The organism is Alteromonas sp. ABH4_456, from assembly GCF_056160645.1.
This window is the reverse complement of the sequence record NZ_JBSWXO010000007.1, coordinates 93398-110562: the sequence shown is the minus strand read 5'-3', so window position 1 is coordinate 110562 and position 17165 is coordinate 93398. Positions and strand designations below refer to the sequence as shown.

At 48.9% G+C, this 17165-nt stretch carries 14 protein-coding genes and 1 tRNA gene; 7 read left to right on the top strand and 8 right to left on the bottom strand.

What is annotated here, in order from left to right; genetic code table 11:
* The first annotated feature begins 200 nt into the window (after nucleotides 1–200).
* The 3 genes from grxB (at nucleotide 201) to ACXAG2_RS12440 (ending at nucleotide 2254) form a co-directional block, all read left to right on the top strand.
* Nucleotides 201–857: a glutaredoxin 2 gene (gene grxB, locus ACXAG2_RS12450; RefSeq protein WP_474867420.1), complete on the top strand. Its 657-nt coding sequence runs from the start codon at nucleotides 201–203 to the stop codon at nucleotides 855–857.
* Between the two features lie 99 nt (nucleotides 858–956).
* Complete coding sequence (locus tag ACXAG2_RS12445; protein ID WP_474846186.1) at nucleotides 957–1910, top strand: GGDEF domain-containing response regulator; 954 nt, start codon at nucleotides 957–959, stop codon at nucleotides 1908–1910.
* A complete protein-coding gene (locus ACXAG2_RS12440) occupies nucleotides 1907–2254 on the top strand; it encodes an Hpt domain-containing protein (protein ID WP_474867417.1) in 348 nt (115 codons plus the stop codon). The genes ACXAG2_RS12445 and ACXAG2_RS12440 overlap by 4 nt, the downstream gene beginning before the upstream one ends.
* 20 nt (nucleotides 2255–2274) lie before the next feature.
* Here ACXAG2_RS12440 and ACXAG2_RS12435 read toward each other — a convergent pair whose 3' ends face one another.
* The 6 genes from ACXAG2_RS12435 to ACXAG2_RS12410 all read right to left on the bottom strand — a co-directional run bounded on the left by ACXAG2_RS12435 (nucleotide 2275) and on the right by ACXAG2_RS12410 (nucleotide 9445).
* Nucleotides 2275–4344, bottom strand: coding sequence for an EAL domain-containing protein (locus ACXAG2_RS12435; protein ID WP_474867415.1), 2070 nt, complete (start codon nucleotides 4342–4344; stop codon nucleotides 2275–2277).
* Between the two features lie 337 nt (nucleotides 4345–4681).
* Nucleotides 4682–4768, bottom strand: a tRNA-Leu gene (locus ACXAG2_RS12430).
* An 88-nt stretch (nucleotides 4769–4856) separates the two neighbouring features.
* Complete coding sequence (locus ACXAG2_RS12425; RefSeq protein ID WP_474867412.1) at nucleotides 4857–5531, bottom strand: 3'-5' exonuclease; 675 nt, start codon at nucleotides 5529–5531, stop codon at nucleotides 4857–4859.
* A 2-nt stretch (nucleotides 5532–5533) separates the two neighbouring features.
* Complete coding sequence (locus tag ACXAG2_RS12420; RefSeq protein WP_474867410.1) at nucleotides 5534–7366, bottom strand: DUF294 nucleotidyltransferase-like domain-containing protein; 1833 nt, start codon at nucleotides 7364–7366, stop codon at nucleotides 5534–5536.
* An 83-nt stretch (nucleotides 7367–7449) separates the two neighbouring features.
* Nucleotides 7450–9174: a sodium:solute symporter family protein gene (locus ACXAG2_RS12415; protein ID WP_119502601.1), complete on the bottom strand. Its 1725-nt coding sequence runs from the start codon at nucleotides 9172–9174 to the stop codon at nucleotides 7450–7452.
* Nucleotides 9175–9178: 4 nt separating this feature from the next.
* Nucleotides 9179–9445 carry a DUF4212 domain-containing protein gene (locus tag ACXAG2_RS12410; protein WP_303574923.1) on the bottom strand — a complete coding sequence of 89 codons (267 nt, stop codon included), beginning with the start codon at nucleotides 9443–9445 and terminating at the stop codon, nucleotides 9179–9181.
* Between the two features lie 252 nt (nucleotides 9446–9697).
* Between ACXAG2_RS12410 and ACXAG2_RS12405 the strand changes: the two genes are divergently transcribed.
* On the top strand, nucleotides 9698–13147 hold the full coding sequence (locus ACXAG2_RS12405) for a PAS domain-containing hybrid sensor histidine kinase/response regulator (RefSeq protein WP_474867406.1): 3450 nt from the start codon (nucleotides 9698–9700) through the stop codon (nucleotides 13145–13147).
* 27 nt (nucleotides 13148–13174) lie between these two features.
* Here the strand turns inward: ACXAG2_RS12405 and ACXAG2_RS12400 are convergent, their stop codons facing one another.
* The gene (locus tag ACXAG2_RS12400; protein ID WP_474867404.1) at nucleotides 13175–13834 is read right to left on the bottom strand and encodes a mechanosensitive ion channel domain-containing protein; all 660 of its coding nucleotides are present in this window, start codon (nucleotides 13832–13834) and stop codon (nucleotides 13175–13177) included.
* 269 nt (nucleotides 13835–14103) lie between these two features.
* On the opposite strand from ACXAG2_RS12400, the gene rimK reads away from it, so the two are divergent.
* Genes rimK through ACXAG2_RS12385 form a run of 3 tightly spaced genes read left to right on the top strand, consistent with a single transcriptional unit; the run spans nucleotide 14104 to nucleotide 16515 of the window.
* The gene (rimK, locus tag ACXAG2_RS12395; RefSeq protein WP_119502605.1) at nucleotides 14104–15009 is read left to right on the top strand and encodes a 30S ribosomal protein S6--L-glutamate ligase; all 906 of its coding nucleotides are present in this window, start codon (nucleotides 14104–14106) and stop codon (nucleotides 15007–15009) included.
* Nucleotides 15009–16037: a succinylglutamate desuccinylase/aspartoacylase family protein gene (locus ACXAG2_RS12390; RefSeq protein WP_474867402.1), complete on the top strand. Its 1029-nt coding sequence runs from the start codon at nucleotides 15009–15011 to the stop codon at nucleotides 16035–16037. Before rimK ends, ACXAG2_RS12390 begins: the two co-directional genes overlap by 1 nt.
* Nucleotides 16038–16065: 28 nt before the next feature.
* The gene (locus tag ACXAG2_RS12385; RefSeq protein ID WP_119502607.1) at nucleotides 16066–16515 is read left to right on the top strand and encodes an ATP-dependent zinc protease family protein; all 450 of its coding nucleotides are present in this window, start codon (nucleotides 16066–16068) and stop codon (nucleotides 16513–16515) included.
* Here the strand turns inward: ACXAG2_RS12385 and ACXAG2_RS12380 are convergent, their stop codons facing one another.
* Nucleotides 16516–17157: a response regulator transcription factor gene (locus ACXAG2_RS12380; protein WP_119502608.1), complete on the bottom strand. Its 642-nt coding sequence runs from the start codon at nucleotides 17155–17157 to the stop codon at nucleotides 16516–16518.
* Between the last annotated feature and the right edge of the window lie 8 nt (nucleotides 17158–17165).

The following is a 17165-nucleotide window of genomic DNA, read 5'->3' as shown; positions in this document are numbered from 1 at the left end:
TCAGTTCCAGCATATCGTCAACCCCTCCGGGACGGCGAACTTTTTTCTGTTCTGCCCGTAAACACCAGTAGTAGTATCAAATAATATACGATATCACGTCGAACAGACGTGTGTTTGTCGCGTATTGACAGAAAAATCAAACTTAAAGAAGTATCATTCTCAATATAGTCTACAATTCACTACCGGATTACGGAGTAACAATGCCTACATTACATCAGTACCTGCACTGCCCCTATTGTGTCCGCGCAGACATGACAGCTAACTATCTGGGCATAGAGCATAAAAAGTCTTATTTGCTTAACGATGATGAAGCGACCTGTCACAAACTCATCGGCGCAAAAATGGTTCCTATTCTGGAATTTGACGACGGCACGGCCATGGGTGAAAGCCTGGATATTGTCGAAAAGCTGATTGAAATGGCTCCTGCGGGGGAAAAGTTGTTACCGAAGACAGAACCGGAAAAATATACCAAACACATGGAATCCGTTTCGTTTGAAATAAACGCGCTGCTGTTTCCCCGTAATGTCATGATTGAGCAGCCGGAGTTTGCAACAGAAGAAGCCCGCGAGTATTTCAGGAACAAGAAAGAGAAATCCCTCGGTATGTCATTTGAAGAGGCTTTCGATAATACAGAGCAGTATAAAAAGGCAGTTGAAGTGGTACTGGCAGATATGCCTGCGCCCCCTTTGCCGGCTCAGCAAATGAACCAGTTGGGATGGAATGATATCTTTGTTTTCCCGGTTTTAAGAAACCTGACAATGGTTAAAGATTTGGCGATGCCCGATGAACTGGCACAATATGTTGCTGCGGTGGCAGAGCATACAGATATAAAGTTGTACACGGATTTGGCTAAATAATCCGTTCATAGAAAATAAAAAAAAGTTGTACTTAAATTTGGCTTGCCGTTAATGTGGCATTTATAGTGGTCGAATGAGCACAACCAAAGGAGTAATCAGGTGGTAATCCGGTCGACTTCCCGCTCACTGGCAGATTGTCATGTTCTTATCGTTGATGACCAGGCGTCAAGTCGTCTGGTCATGTCGACGTTGCTGGAGAACGTGGCCCGTTGTGATTCTGTTGCCAGTGCAGAAGAAGCCCTGGAGTTTTGCAGCAGAACCCTGCCTGATTTAATCCTTATGGATGTTTTTATGCCCGATATGGATGGCCACGAAGCGTGTCGTCAACTGGCTAACAATCCCAAAACCCAGCATATTCCCGTCGTCTTTGTTACTGCTTCAGTGTCAGATGAGGAGCAGGAAAAGTGCTGGAATGCCGGTGGCGTGGATTTTGTGCAAAAGCCGGTTAATGCCACCACACTGATAAATCGCGTAAAGTCTCACCTGGCCCATAAACTAAAAACTGACTTGCTTGAGCAGCTTATTTATACCGACAGGCTAACAGGCTGCTTTAACAGGCATTATCTTGAAGAAAGCTTACCGGATATTGTCAGAGAGGCTGATCGCACAGGAACACCGCTCTCGATTGCGATTTTCGATATTGATTTATTCAAGCAGTACAACGACAAGTATGGCCACATTGAAGGTGACACCTGCTTGTGGAAAATTGCCAAGGCTTTGAAAGGCTCACTGCTAAGACCGATGGACAGGTTAGTTCGGGTAGGTGGTGAGGAATTTCTGATTATCCTGCCGGGCACCCATGAAGAAGGCGCGCAAACAGTATGTGAGCGCATACTTCAGACAGTGAGTACTGAGCATATAGCTCACGCCCTGTCTCCTTCCGGTTTTTTAACCGTCAGTGCCGGTGCTGCAACTTATCACCCGAACTCTGCAGACATGGTTGATGAAACCATGCTTGCGGCCGATAAGTGTTTATATCTGGCAAAAGAAAACGGCCGTAACTCCTATGCGTTTGTCGGTCCGGACGGAGAATCACGGGTAGGTGCAGGATGAATGACTTTCCGGTATTAGATAAAGAAACCGCATTATCGCGGCTGGCAAATAATCACAGCCTGTATAACAAAGTGCTGGTCATGTTTACTGAGCAGGCCGGGGAGATGCTGACCATGCTGGAAGCACTGCCGCAAGACCAGTTAGCAGATCAGCACCTTGCACTGCATTCACTGAAAGGATCTGCCGGAGAAGTGGGTGCCACCAGACTGTTTTACACACTGCAGCAAATTGATCAGACCCTGAAAACAGCGCCGGAGCATGTCACTGCAGATCAAATTGAAGATGTGATTGCGGAAATCCGGCGCATACTGAACATAACGGCTCCCGGTAACCCCGCCGCCTGAATTCCGGCATCAGGATACCGCTAACCGGTAGCCCTTATTTTCTGAATCATCGCAGGGCTATGTCGTACTTCATGACAAAAGCGCAACAGTGCATCCAGTGAGTCCGGTTTTGCAATCAGGTAACCCTGGAAATAACGGCAACCCAATGCAATAAGTTTATCCAGCTGCTCTGCGGTCTCCACCCCTTCTGCAACTACGTCATACTGACATATGCGGGCAATCGACACGATAGCATCCACAATCACTGCACTTTTTTCACTCTCCAGCGTCCACACAAAACTTCGGTCAATTTTAATTTCATTAACCGGCATATTCAGCAAATGTTGAAGAGAAGCATGACCAGTACCGAAGTCATCCAGCGATAACTTAACGCCAAGATTCCGGATGGCCTGAATAGATTCAAAACAGATGGTATTTACATCAATAAAGAAGGTTTCTGTGACTTCCAGACACAGACTGCCCGGCCTGAAATGACACTGGTCAATCAGCCTGCTGAGCTCTTCCGCAAACCGGGTATCCATCAACTCTGTTGAAGAAATGTTTACCGATAAGACAAAATCCGGCTGCTGGATCTTCTGTAATGCCAGAATAGCCTGCTCAAGCACCCAGAAGTCTATTTCACGAATGAGTCCGGCCTTTTCTGCCACTCTGATATAAACTTCGGGAGAAAAGCTCTTAAGGGGCAAATGGGACGTTCTCAACAACACTTCTGCACCGGCAATCCGGTTTTCCTCACTGTCGTAAACAGGCATAAAGACCAGATGAAAGGCTTTGTTCGCCAGTGCGATCCGCAGTTCCTGCTCAACGAATCTCGCCTGACGATACTCTTTCTTAAGTTCAGGCTGATAAATTTTATAGCCAAGCTCGTTGTCCATGATCGCGTCGATGGCAATAGTCGTCTGAGCGAGTAACTCATCAACAGTCATCCCTCTCTCACCACGGGCAATCCCCAGCTTTACATCCAGTCTTAAATGCCCCAGAGAAGGAATATTCACCCCTTTCCGGGAAGCCGAGATTAAACTACCGAAGAAAGCCTCGTCGAAGTCTTTCAGCACCAGCAGGATATTCTCATCCTGCTTCCGGACCAGAAATGCTTCACGGTGTTTGTCCTGAGTGAAAGGACCAAATGTGGCTTTAATCAGTGATGTGACCGTTTCCTTTGAGAATTCCCGTTGCAGGGCAAGGTAATTCCTCACTCTGATATTCACAATCGTCAGCGGGCTATTCAGCTTACCCGGATACAGTCGCTTAAGACCATTCAGGTTAATAAATCCCGAGTCGGGGTCTCTGTCTGCGAGCAGTTGGAGCTTTTGCATTTCTACCCGCTTGATGACAACAAAGTGACACAGAAAAACCAGCATTACCGCCGGCCAAATCAGTGCGAGAAACAAATTCACCGATGCAGGTGTAATGATGTGATGTTTTAACAAGAAACTATTGAGATACAGTTTATAGCGTCCGGGATCCAGTTGATTCAACGTTTCAACCGACACCAAAATACTGGCTACCGCAGACAAATCACTTGCCGCGATGTCGTAGGGTACCTGATAGTGCTTTTCCCACCAGGCATCCACCACGATGCGATCACGGTTAATAAGCTGTACGCCGTCATCAGGTAAAAAATAGACGGACTGAAAGCGCTTGGTACTGAGATCGTCTTCGTCGTACTCAACGTCATCCCTCAGCGAAATAAATGTCACACCGGCGCGGTGCTGAGCCCCCGGGTTATCTGTCTCAATGAATGCATCTATTTCAACTTCGTCCAGATTCGCATATGAAGGCAGTGATGAAGTGTTATCCGCGGCAATGTATTTGAATGTTAAACCACATAATTCAAATAACCTTGGCTCAGACACAGAACAGTCGAGAACGTAGCCTGATTTTGTTTTTTCAAACTGACTTTCTTCCCGGTAGCCGGCTACATCCACCACGCTTCCACTGGCAAGCACATCTTCAGTGACCAGGTTAAACGGCGAATAGCTGAACGTCACCAGCATCAGACTGATAAAAGCAAGGCCGGAAAAGGCATACTTATACAGATGCAGTGAAAAGAGTGCTGAATGTAGTGAAGAAGGAGTTCTGCTGACCATTTCCGGTAAAATTATTAAGTATTTATAAATCCAATAACCCATTGGTTAATGTCAATGATATTACCGATATGACAGTTTTATAAAGTATAGTTTTCGATAAGCTGTTATGACCAACATGACTAATCACTGAACTTTCGTCTAATAATACGGCGGGGAATCAAGCGTTTCCGCTATCAAAACAAAAGGAACAAAATAATAAGTTTATAAGTAATTTGCGCTGAAACAGCTAAAAGAATAACTAAAACAGACAAATAATGAATTTTTTGTAGAATATCAGCAGGTTGCTGAGAATATAGATTGTACTGCTTTGAAATTTACTAAAGAAGAGTATAAAAAATGGTGCCCAGGGGCGGACTTGAACCGCCACGCCCGTTAGAGCACTAGCACCTGAAGCTAGCGTGTCTACCAATTTCACCACCTGGGCATAAGAGACTTTGTGTATCGGGCGTTTGCCCCGTCTCGTTGTGGATGCGCAATTTACGGATGTTCGGTGTCTTTGTCAATCAACAAATTCAGTTTTTTTCCATTTTTTTGCAAGAAATGGCCTGAGTGTGCAGTAAATCGCCAACACTGACTACTTTCCCGCCATTCAGCACCTGATTTTGCGCAAACCAGAGTTGCAAGGTTGCCATAGCATCATCCAGCGCATTGTGAGCTGGTGCAGCAGGTAACCCCAGGCGCTGCCGGCAAACCGTTAACGTTGCACTGTTTGGCGGCAGTACTTCATGGTGCTTTTTAAGTTGATAGACTGCCAGCTTTAACGTATCCAGTACCACCACCGGCGGACAGGATATTTGCTGAGCCGACAATGCCGCCTGTAACACGCTTAAATCCAGATTAGCGTTGTGACATACCCACAAATGCGTTCCGGCATAACCGACCAGTTGCTCCAGTACTTCTTTAATATGCGCCCCCTGCGCTATGTCGGCACCGGTAAGACCGTGGATGACCGGGCTTTGGGCAAGATCCGCACGGGTTCTGACAACTGAATAAAAGCAACGGCTGATATCTATGTGACTTCCCCGTCCTTCTACCCAGCCGGCAGAGGTAATTTGCGCTTCACGGACATCCAGTGATGTCAGTTCCAGATCAACGGCCAGTAACGGCAGCGTTGCCAGCGACTTCTCCGCCCAGCCTTCCGGCAGTGGCGGGGCTCCAGCCAACCAGCGCTTTAACATACTCAGCATGCTCAGCTCATGCCTCCGGAGAAATTCATCACCGCACCCTGCTGCGCTCTGTCGATAGCCTTAAACGCGGCTTTAAGCTGATGCTTTTCTATGGATGACAATGAAGATACTGATACCCGGTTGTCTGTGACATTGCCGGACAACTGATGACGCCAGCGCAGACGGTTCAGAAACAGCCAGATATCCCGGAGATTTTGCGCATCTTTAGTCGACAATCCGGAACCTGACGGCAATGCCGCCAGCCGTGCCAGTGTAGAGGGCATGGTTAAGCCGTTTGCCAGCGCATAAATGCGGGCAAGATTATTGATGATTGCGATGGCCTTAACCTTCAAATCAATCACATCCTTTTCTTCGTAACCTTTCTCGTAAACAAATTTTTGAAACATCGAGAGAGGGACGGGAATATCATTATTGTGACGCGCCAGCGCAGCCAGAAACATCTTTTGCTTCAAAAGCGGCACTCTGACAAGTTGCATCTTTCTGAACAGCTCTGCGTCTCCCGCAGCACAGCGGGCATCCAGAAAAATATTGAAATGCATAATCGCTTTAGGCGTAGGTTGCCTGACCCATTCACCGGCTTCCTTCTCAGCCTGTGCCAGTGACAAACGCAATTCCGGATTCGATGCCATGATATTGCCGTCACATAACTTGATACCGCACTTCGCCAGACCATTGCATACATAGTCCGCCATGCCGGCAAAGTAGTCTGCCTGGCTGTCAGACGGCGTGGTTTCCAGTAACAGACCATTATCCTGATCCGAACCCATTGTTTGATCTTCACGGGCTTGGGAACCATACACCACCCAGCTGTACCGCAACGGTGCCGGTCCGCGTTCCCGCTGGTAATAATGTATCAGTTTGCGGGTCATAATATCCGTTGCCTGAGACAATACTTTACCGGCAATATCAAAGTCACCGGGCCGTTTTGCATGGGTGGCAAAGTAGTGTGGCATTTGCCAGGACAGGCGGGTAAGTTCATAAAGGTTATCGGCTTTCGACAATTCACCGATGATATAAAGCACGTTACCCCGCTGATGACGGACAATATCTGATGCGGTGATCATTCCCAGCGGTTTACGGCTGTTCCGGTCCACCACCGGCAGGTGATGGATATTACGCTCACTCATCAGTGCCATGGCATCGAACATGGTGCGGTACTGATGAATCATGGCCGGCGTGGCTGTCATAATGTCAGCGACAGACAGAGAAATATCAGCGCCTTTTGCCACCACACGGTTGCGGAGATCTCTGTCGGTTACGATACCCACCAGCTTTTCATCACGGGTGATCAGCAAAGAAGACACTTTGTTTTCCGACATGATTTGCGCGGCCTGCTGAATACTGACAGATTCTGCCGCCTGAACAGGCTCATGTTCAATGACCTCATGCAGTGCCTTGTAGAGCCACATGGAGTTAGATTCTACGACAGCCTGATTTTGCAATGCGCCGGTACGGGTACCGTGAAAGAAATCAGCAATCGCAGGGAAACTCAGGGCACGGTGAAACGCAGCAGCGGTGAAACAATACACCAGCCCGGGTTTATCGACTTTTACCGACAAGGGGTAATCTATGTTATCCAGCAATTTGGGATAACCGAAATAGTCTCCCTCGCTGAGGTGACGTTCACTCTGCTCTGCGTCTTTCACCGAAAACTGACCATTCTGGATCAGAAACAACCGCCCTTCATTTTCTTTCAGCAACGTCTCTGTATTGTCAGCAGTGAGGTAAATCAGGCTGGCTTGTTTCGCCAGATGAATCATCTCTTCTTCATTCAACTGATCAAAAGGTGCAGAGGTTTTCAGAAAGTCTGTGACTTGTTGTGGCACAACGCTCATTGTTTAATCCTCAAAAAGAATAAAGCTCACCGCTGAGGGTGAGCTTTACAGTTTCTGTCGTCAGTAGTTAAGTGCAACAGGTTTTAGTGCGCTGACGCTTCACCTGCACCTTTTGGATAACGGATATCCTCTACCATTTGCTGGATTTCTTCAGGCGCTTCACCGGTCATCTTGAAGACAACGAAGGCAACCACGAAGTTAACAATCATACCCAGCGTACCAATCCCTTCAGGTGAGATACCGAACCACCAGTTATCAGCCGTATTCGCTGCGGGGTTCACAAACTTGAAGTAGATGATATAAGCCGCAGTGAACGCAATTCCCGCTACCATACCAGAGATTGCCCCTGCACCATTCATGCGCTTGCTGAAGATACCCATGATAATAGCAGGGAAGAAACTGGAGGCAGCAAGGCCGAAGGCAAAGGCGACCACCTGTGCTACGAAGCCCGGCGGATTAATACCGAAGTAACCTGCAATTGCAATCGCCACACCGGCAGCCAGACGGGCATAGAACAGCTCAGCCTTATCGGTAATATTCGGTGCAAAGTTACGTTTCAACAGGTCGTGGGACACTGAAGTGGAAATTACCAGCAACAGACCCGCAGAGGTAGACAGCGCCGCAGCTACCCCACCAGCAGCAACCAGAGCGATAACCCATGCCGGCAGATTCGCAATTTCAGGATTAGCCAGTACCATGATGTCACGGTCAACATTCACTTCGTTCTTGCTGGCCGGATCATCAATGCTACCCGCTGCATAGAACATTTTGCCGTCACCGTTTTTATCTTTAAAGGTGATCAGGCCGGTTTTTTCCCAGTTCTTAATCCACGCCGGAGCCTCAGCATAATCAGTACCCGCCATATCAGGGCCGTTAATGGTTTCAATCATGTTTACACGACCGAAGGAAGCCAGTGCCGGCGCAGTGGTATACAGGATGGCGATGAACAGCAGCGCCCAGCCAGCGGATTTACGGGCATCACGTACTTTAGGTACGGTGAAGAAACGAACGATAACGTGTGGCAGACCGGCTGTACCTACCATCAGGGCGAAGGTGATAAAGAACACATCAATGGTACTCTTAGTGCCGCTGGTATACTCATTAAAGCCCAGTTCCACCGAGAGACTATCGAGTTTCTCCAGCATATACATCCCCGACCCGTCGGCCAGTGTGGCGCCAAATGCAGTTTGTGGCAGGATATGACCGGTAACCATCATGGAGATGAACACACAAGGTACAAGGTAAGCGAAAATCAGAACGCAGTACTGAGCAACCTGTGTATAGGTAATGCCTTTCATTCCACCCAGTACGGTGTAGAAGAATACGATTGCCATACCAATAACCACACCGGTTACGATATCTACTTCGAGGAAGCGGCTGAATACCACACCCACACCGCGCATCTGCCCTGCTACATAAGTAAAGCAAACGAAAATGGCACAGAATACCGCCACGGTTCGGGCAGTCTGCGAGTAGTAGCGGTCACCGATGAAATCCGGTACAGTGAACTTACCGAATTTACGCAGGTAAGGTGCTAAACAAAGTGCCAGCAGTACGTATCCACCGGTCCAGCCCATCAGGTAAACGGCACCGTCGTATCCCATAAAGGAAATCAAACCGGCCATGGAAATGAATGAGGCAGCAGACATCCAGTCAGCGGCTGTCGCCATACCATTCATGACAGGGGGTACACCACCACCTGCTACGTAAAAGTCGTTAGTTGAACCGGCACGGGCCCAAATCGCAATGGCGATATACAGGGCGAAAGATGCGCCGACGATGATAAAGGTCAGTAATTGAACATCCATGGGCCTACTCCTCGTCTACGCCGTATTTTTTATCCAGTGCATTCATCTTTGCCATATAAACAAAAATAAGTACTACGAATACATAAATGGAACCTTGTTGTGCAAACCAGAAGCCCAGTTTGAATCCAAAGAATTGGATCTGGTTAAGTGCATCGGCAAAAATGATGCCTGCGCCAAATGACACAACAAACCAAATCACCAACAATTTGGCGAGGAGGGAGAGATTCTCCTTCCAGTACGCCTGCTTGTCGTCTTCATTTCTAAATGCCATCTTTCCGTCCTCATGTCAGGTTAAGTGGATGTTTTATTTTTACATTTATCTAACGACCGGATTTTTGTGTGGCCTCAGTAATCTTTTTTCTGTTTACTTTTGTCAAAAACCACGCAAAAACCCTGTCGCGCCTCGCTTTTTCTATACTCTAGTCGCGGCTTGGCTTTCGAGGAATGAGACCATGGTCGTAGGTAGGAGGATTATAGAATGAGTATAATACATACAGACATGTTAAAAGGATGTATATAAGCCATGACATTCGCCTGGGTTTCACTTGCACTGGTTTATCTGTTTTTTCTTTTTTATATTGCCAGTTGGGGAGACAAGAACTCACCCACCGCACGCTGGCTGACTTCCCATCCCGCTATCTATTCCCTTGCACTGGCCATTTACTGCACCGCCTGGACGTTCTTTGGTGCGGTCGGATCTGCCAGTCGTGACACCTGGATATATCTGCCTATTCTTTTAGGGCCAGTACTGGTTTACGTGCTGGGCTATAAGTTTATTTATAAAATGACGCTGGTCAGTAAAAAGCAGCACATCAATACCATTGCCGACTTTATTGCCTCGCGCTATGGCAAACGTCAGGGTGTGGCGCTGTTGGTAACACTTATTGCACTGCTGGCGACCATTCCTTATATCGCACTGCAACTTAAGGCCATCGGTTCAACATTTCAGCTACTGACGCAGCAACCGAACAGCCACTTCATCATTATTGTGGCGACCCTGTTTATCGCGATCTTTGCGATTTATTTCGGCACAAAACAAACCGATGTCACAGAGTACCGCCGGGGGTTGATGCTGGCCATTTCGTTCGAATCCAGTATTAAACTGACCGCGCTGGTGCTGGTGGCCATTGTGGGTTACAGCGCCTGGCAAGCCACTGATAATCCTGAGCAGTTCAATACCTTTTTCAGCGACGAAGCCCTGTCGCAGTTCGGCTCTTACTCCTTTATATCCCAGACAATCATGGCCGCCGCGGCGGTAGTGTGCCTGCCAAGACAGTTTCACGTGGCAATTATAGATAACCTGAGCCTGGGGCACCTGAAAACAGCACGCTGGCTTTTTCCCCTGTATCTGGGGATCACCGCCGCAGTCATTCCGGTCATCGCCATTGCCGGTAAAGCCATATTTGCAGGGCAGAATGTGGAGCCCGATACCTATGTACTGAGCATGGCAATTTACTCGGAGTCAGCGCTGTTGCAGATCATTGTCTTTATTGGCGGGCTGTCGGCCGCCACCGCCATGATCATTGTTGCCACACTAACCTTAAGTACCATGCTGACAAACGACGTGATCCTGCCGCGGGTTCTGCTAACCAAACACAGTAATCCGGGCAACAAAGATTATGGCCGGCGCATCAGGCTGATCCGGCGTATTGTCATTGGCCTTATTCTGTTGCTGGCTTTTCTGTACCACCAGCAAATGACCAACAGCCGTTCACTGCACTCCATCGGTCTGATAGCCTTTTCACTGGTTATCCAGCTCATTCCTGCCATTGTTGGCGGGCTTTACTGGAAACGTGCTCATGCTCATGGTGTGTATGCCGGTCTGGTTGCCGGACTTGTTACCTGGGTGCTGTGGCTGGTGCTGCCGCTGGTGAATGACAGCGCGACCACATTGCAGCAAAACGAACAAATCAGCCAGGGGGCACTAATCAGCCTTGCTGCAAATTTTGCTGCCTACATCGGCTTCTCGCTCTTTGCCCCGGCAAGATTAGTTGACCGGATCCAGGCAGAAGCTTTCGTTTCTCCGGCAGATAACAGAACGGCATCGAACCGCCGGCACAACACCCATGTGACAATTGCTGACCTCATTACTCTGTTGTCCACGTTTATGGGCAGCGGCCGCTGTGAGCAACTGGTGGAAGAATATCAGCAACTGAATCACTGCAAAATTAACCGTGACGAAACGCCCGATGAATCTTTTATGGCCTTTTCCGAACGGGCATTGGGCGGTGTAATCGGTGCATCCAGTGCTAAAGCGTTAATCGACTCCATCCTGAAAGGAAAGAAGCTGGATTTCACCGAAATCATTAACTTCTTCGACGATACGACTCAGGCAATGCAGTTCAACATGACTGCCCTGCTCACTTCGCTGGAGAATATGGACCAGGGGATTAGTGTGATAGACAAGCACCTGAACCTGGTTGCCTGGAATAAACGCTATACCGCGTTATATAACTATCCTGACGGCATGCTGGCAGTGGGTACGCCGATTGAAAAGCTGGTGCGGTATAACGCCGAAAAAGGTGAGTTCGGTGCCGGTGATGTGGAAATTCAGATAGAAAAACGGCTGGAACATTTACGCTCCGGTACGCCTCACCGGTTTACCCGCCAGCGCAGTGATGGCCGTGTGATTGAAATGGTCGGCAACCCGTTACCCGGAGGCGGCTTTGTAACCAGTTTCAATGACATCACCGGTCACATAGAAATTCAGCAGGCGCTGGAAGAGTCGAACATCAACCTGGAAGCCAGAATTAAAAAGCGTACGGAAGAAGTGCACTCCATCAATGCCGAATTGAGACTGGAAATAGAGCGCCGCTCTGAAGCAGAAAAAGAACTTATCCGCGCAAGAAAAGCGGCAGAAGATGCTAACGCCAGCAAAACCCGTTTTCTGGCGCTGGCCAGTCATGATGTTTTGCAGCCACTTAATGCGGCGAAGCTTTATGTGACCGCGCTGGAAGAAGCTGAACTTTCTGCACCGGTGAAAGATATCGTTACGAAGCTGAATCATTCTGTCACCTCCAGTGAAGCGCTTATCGGCACCCTGCTCGACATATCCCGTCTGGATCAGGGGGAGCTGAAACCTTCTGTGGAAGCTGTACACCTGCCTGCCTTGTTGTCGCAGTTGACTGACGAAATGGGTATGCGGGCCAGGGAAAAAGGTCTCCAGTTACGGGCCAGGATCCGGGACTGCTGGGTACTCGGCGACAAAACCTTCTTGTACCGTATTGTGCAAAACTTGCTGTCAAATGCAGTGAAGTATACAGAATCCGGTAAGGTACTGCTCACCGTGCGCCCCAGGGGTGATCGTGTGCTTATTGAAGTCAGGGACACGGGTATCGGTATCTCGTCTGAGCAACAGGGCATGATTTTCAGTGACTTTTACCGTACCCACGAATCCGCAGAACACGGTGTTGGCCTGGGTCTGGGGGTAGTCCGCAGACTCAGTCAGCAGATGCAAAGCAAGATACAGGTGTCCTCTGTGCCTGGCAAAGGCAGTTGTTTCACCCTGACCATGGGCCGTGCGTCGCCCCGCCGTCAGACTGATCCCGCCAAACTGAGCCGCTCTTCAACCTTCAGAGGGGTCCGTGTTTTGTGCGTGGATGATCAGCAGGAGAACCTGGATGCGCTTCAAACCTTACTGGAAAAATGGGGAGTGACAGTCGTGCTGGCGAATAACTGGGACGACGCAATACGTCAGGCAGATATATTCTCGCCGCAAATTCTGTTAATGGATTATCAGTTAGGGCCGGGCCAGAACGGGCTTGATTTGATTGAGGCTATCCGCCGGCATCTGGATATTGTCGTGCCGGCATCACTGGTAACGGCTAATCATGAAGAAAGTCTGATTGCACAGTGTAAAGAACAGGGCGTGAACTACCTCACCAAGCCTTTAAAACCAGCCAAACTGAGAGCGTTATTACAAAGTTTGACGCGGCATATAAAAGATAGCCGCAGAGAGCCACGGCAGCAGTAGATTGCCGGCTGGCTCCGGAGAAGAAATTTACGCTTTGGGCGGGGTTTGCCCCTCGCCCTGAACGGGTGAAGTGGCCGGAACAGGCTGTACCGGCGTCTGGCTGTCTGCTGATTGCACGTTCGTACCGTTAGCGGCAGTGACCTTACCCAATGTTCCCCAGCGCCCCTTCGGATTAACCAGAACAGGCCGGGTAAGGATCAGGTTATTCGGATACAGCACCGTTTCGCGATCCTGCGTGACCAGACGGGTGTTGAACAAATTGATGTCGGCTATGTAACCTTCAATGAAGTTGTCGCCATCGAGAATACGCACATAGTTCCCCCGCCGGTATGTCACATTCGTCAGCAGAATAAAGTATGCGGTAACGTTACTGATCAGCGACCAGTTCGCGAACAGGGCGACACCCAGTAAGGTAAGAATTGACGTAGACAGCACCAGCAGGCCGGAAATATCCACACCCCAGGCAATCAGTATTAACGCCAGAGTGACGGTGGCACTTAAAATTCTGGCAGTAAACAACCCTTTCAGCGCACTGGAAGATTTGAGTTTACTCTTTTCTACATTCTTTTCGAGACGGGGGATGGCAAAACGGGTCATCAGCAAATAAAGCAACAGCATGACCGCTGTCCAAATCACGTTGGTCTGGTAAGCTTCCAGCCAGCGCGTCACTTGTTCCAACCACTGCATGGTAAGTTCCTGAACAGATGTTAATTGTCGCGTTTTCGCGGGCGCAAAAACCGGAAAAAAGTAAACCGGACACCCCCTGACCGGGTACCCTATACTGAGTTATCGACACGACAAAAAATGAAAATGACAAAGAGGCAAAATTATATCACCTCTTATGTCCGGTTCGTATTATATTATCAACTAAAGCTTTGGTCTGTCTGTGTTTTCATCCGCACCTGTTCGCCGGATGCAGCAGCCCTTATTCTACCATTACAGGTGTAATAAAAATTATGCGTATCGCAATTCTGTCCCGCAATCCTAAACTTTACTCCACCCGCCGGCTACTGGAAGCAGGCAGAGAGAAAGGCCATGAAGTCGATATTATCGACACCATGCACTGCTACATGGATATTACCAGTGCCAGGCCTTCAGTAAGGTACAAAGGTAAGCGGTTGCCGTTCTATGACGCGGTAATACCCCGTATCGGTGCATCCGTCAGTTTCTACGGCACCTCTGTTGTCCGTCAGTTCGAAATGATGGGGACTTACAGTATTAACGAATCGGTTGCTATCAGCCGTTCGCGGGACAAATTACGTTCATTGCAGCTGCTATCCCGTAAAGGCATTGGTTTGCCACGTACAGGCTTCGCCCATCATCCGGATAACATTGAAGATCTGATTAAAAACGTAGGTGGCGCACCGGTGGTGATTAAACTACTGGAAGGTACTCAGGGTATTGGCGTGGTACTGGGGGAAACCCAGAAAGCCGCAGAGTCAATCATTGAGGCCTTTATGGGTTTGAATGCCAGCATTCTGATCCAGGAATACATCAAAGAAGCCGGTGGCTCTGATATCCGTTGTTTCGTTGTCGGTGATAAAGTGGTTGCGGCCATGAAACGCCAGGCGGCGCCCGGTGAATTCCGCTCTAACCTGCACCGGGGCGGCTCAGCCAGTCTGGTGCGCTTGTCACCGGAAGAAAGAAAAACGGCTATTGCAGCGGCAAAGACCATGGGTCTGAATTGCTGTGGTGTAGATATTCTCCGCTCTAACCATGGACCGGTGGTGATGGAAGTAAACTCGTCACCGGGTCTGGAAGGTATTGAAGCAGCCACCAAAAAAGATGTGGCGGGCATGATTATCGACTTTATTGCCAAATCAGCAAAACCGGGCAACACCCGTACACGAGGTAAAGGTTAATGACAGAAAAAGCACTGGAAATTGGTGGTCAGCGTATTCTGCCCAGCGAAAGCAAAAAGATTGAGCTTGAAATGCCGCCGCTTTATACCGCTACCAACATGAGTATTCCGGTCTATGTAAAACGTGGTAAACGACCCGGCCCGACTATGTTCGTGTCGGCGGCTATCCACGGTGATGAACTGAATGGCATTGAAATTGTAGGCCGTCTTATTCATTCCAAAGCTATTGAAAGGCTTCGCGGAACACTTATCGCTGTTCCTATGGTGAATGTGTACGGTGTACTGAACCAGTCACGTTACCTGCCTGACCGCAGAGATCTGAACCGCAGCTTTCCCGGCAGCAAAAAAGGCTCTCTGGCAGGCCGTCTGGCGAACCTCTTTTTTAAAGAAGTGGTGAGTAAGTGTGATATCGGCATCGACCTGCATACCGGTGCCATACACCGCAGTAATCTGCCGCAGATCCGCGCGAATCTGGATGATCCGGAAGTGCTGGGGATGGCGAAAGCATTTGGTGTACCGGTATTACTGAACGCAGATTTGAGAGATGGCAGTCTGCGTCAGGCCGCCAGCGAAGATGGCGTAAAAATACTGTTGTACGAGGCTGGCCAGGCACTGCGTTATGACGAGTTTTCTATCCGCGCCGGCGTAAGAGGCATTATTAACACCATGCGCCACGTGGGCATGCTGAACAAGAGTCGCAGTAAAGGTCACGACATTAAGCGCTTTATTGCCAGAGAAAGTGGCTGGGTGCGGGCACCGGAAAGTGGTCTGGTGAATCATATCGCCCAGTTAGGTGACCATATTGTTAAAGGTGACAAGCTGGCGACGATTTCCAATCCTTTCGGTGAGGTACTGGAAATTATGTACAGTCCTATGGATGGTGTAATTGTAGGTAAGCAGAATATTCCGCTGGCGCAGGAAGGCGAAGCGATTTATCACATCGGCTACTTCAAACAACCGGACACGGTGGCTGAACACGTAGAATTGCTACAGGATAACCTGGTAACAACCGAACAATCCCAACCATAGGTTGACTACCTTTGTTAGAGGAACACTGATGCAAGAGCAACAAAAACGCTTGATAGGTGCACTGGAATATTGTGATTTACCCGAGCTGACCATTAACGACCTGACAATCCGGGTCGATACGGGGGCGGCAACGTCGTCATTACATGTCGATAATATCGACGAGTTCGACCGTGACGGCGATTTATGGGTGAGTTTCGATATTCATCCTGACATTCACAATGTAGACAGCATTGTGCGCCGTGAGGCGAAAGTCGTCGCCCGCAAAAAGGTGAAAAGCTCCACGGCAACTCTGGAGCGCAGATATGTTATCGACACGGAAGTGGTGATGTCCGGTGAAGCCTGGCGGATCCAGTTAACACTCACCGACCGGCGTGAAATGACTTATCTTATGTTGTTTGGCAGAGAAGCCATGAACGGGCGCTTTATTGTAGACCCGGAACATGAGTTTATTCTGACGGAAAAACGTCCCGCCGGATAATTATTTCGGCGGCTCGAGCTCAAGCTGGGAGGCAATCAGTACCGCCTGTGTACGGTTGTTAATACCCAGCTTCTTAAAGATAGCGGTAACGTGTGCTTTCACCGTTGCCTCTGCGATATCCAGGTTATAGCCAATTTGCTTATTCAGCAAACCATCCCGCATGTAACACAGCACTTTGTACTGAGAAGGTGTTAACGACGCCACTTTATCTGCCAGTTCGGAAAACGCTTCGTCGACCTCTTCAATCTTTTCACTCACCGATTCCGGTAACCAGATATCACCGTCAAGAATAGACTGCACAGCATTAGCGATATCGCCGGAACTGGCTGTTTTCGGAATGAATCCCAGCGCACCCACGCCGACAATTTTAGAGATAATGGCAGCGTCCTCTGTACCGGACACAACGGCTACAGGAAGCTCGGGATAAAGCTTACGGATGTGCACCAGACCAAACATGTCATGGCTGCCGGGCATATGTAAATCGAGAAGAAGCAGGTCGATATCTTCTTTTTCGAGGATATCGACCGTGGTAGTCAGATCGCCGGCTTCCCGTAGAATGAGATCCGGCAGGGTTAACGATAACGCTCCCCGCAGTGCATCCCGGTACAGCGGATGGTCATCAGCAATCAGCAGCGTTATCATTCTTTTCC

Excerpts from the sequence above, each read along its gene's own strand:
- ACXAG2_RS12435 (WP_474867415.1), bottom strand. The coding sequence starts at position 4,344 with ATGGTCAGCAGAACTCCTTCTTCACTACATTCAGCACTCTTTTCACTG.
- ACXAG2_RS12390 (WP_474867402.1), top strand. The coding sequence starts at position 15,009 with ATGACAGAAAAAGCACTGGAAATTGGTGGTCAGCGTATTCTGCCCAGC.
- ACXAG2_RS12440 (WP_474867417.1), top strand. The coding sequence starts at position 1,907 with ATGAATGACTTTCCGGTATTAGATAAAGAAACCGCATTATCGCGGCTG.
- ACXAG2_RS12400 (WP_474867404.1), bottom strand. The coding sequence starts at position 13,834 with ATGCAGTGGTTGGAACAAGTGACGCGCTGGCTGGAAGCTTACCAGACC.
- ACXAG2_RS12420 (WP_474867410.1), bottom strand. The coding sequence starts at position 7,366 with ATGAGCGTTGTGCCACAACAAGTCACAGACTTTCTGAAAACCTCTGCA.
- grxB (WP_474867420.1), top strand. The coding sequence starts at position 201 with ATGCCTACATTACATCAGTACCTGCACTGCCCCTATTGTGTCCGCGCA.
- ACXAG2_RS12380 (WP_119502608.1), bottom strand. The coding sequence starts at position 17,157 with ATGATAACGCTGCTGATTGCTGATGACCATCCGCTGTACCGGGATGCA.
- ACXAG2_RS12410 (WP_303574923.1), bottom strand. The coding sequence starts at position 9,445 with ATGGCATTTAGAAATGAAGACGACAAGCAGGCGTACTGGAAGGAGAAT.
- ACXAG2_RS12415 (WP_119502601.1), bottom strand. The coding sequence starts at position 9,174 with ATGGATGTTCAATTACTGACCTTTATCATCGTCGGCGCATCTTTCGCC.
- ACXAG2_RS12425 (WP_474867412.1), bottom strand. The coding sequence starts at position 5,531 with ATGCTGAGTATGTTAAAGCGCTGGTTGGCTGGAGCCCCGCCACTGCCG.
- ACXAG2_RS12385 (WP_119502607.1), top strand. The coding sequence starts at position 16,066 with ATGCAAGAGCAACAAAAACGCTTGATAGGTGCACTGGAATATTGTGAT.
- ACXAG2_RS12405 (WP_474867406.1), top strand. The coding sequence starts at position 9,698 with ATGACATTCGCCTGGGTTTCACTTGCACTGGTTTATCTGTTTTTTCTT.
- rimK (WP_119502605.1), top strand. The coding sequence starts at position 14,104 with ATGCGTATCGCAATTCTGTCCCGCAATCCTAAACTTTACTCCACCCGC.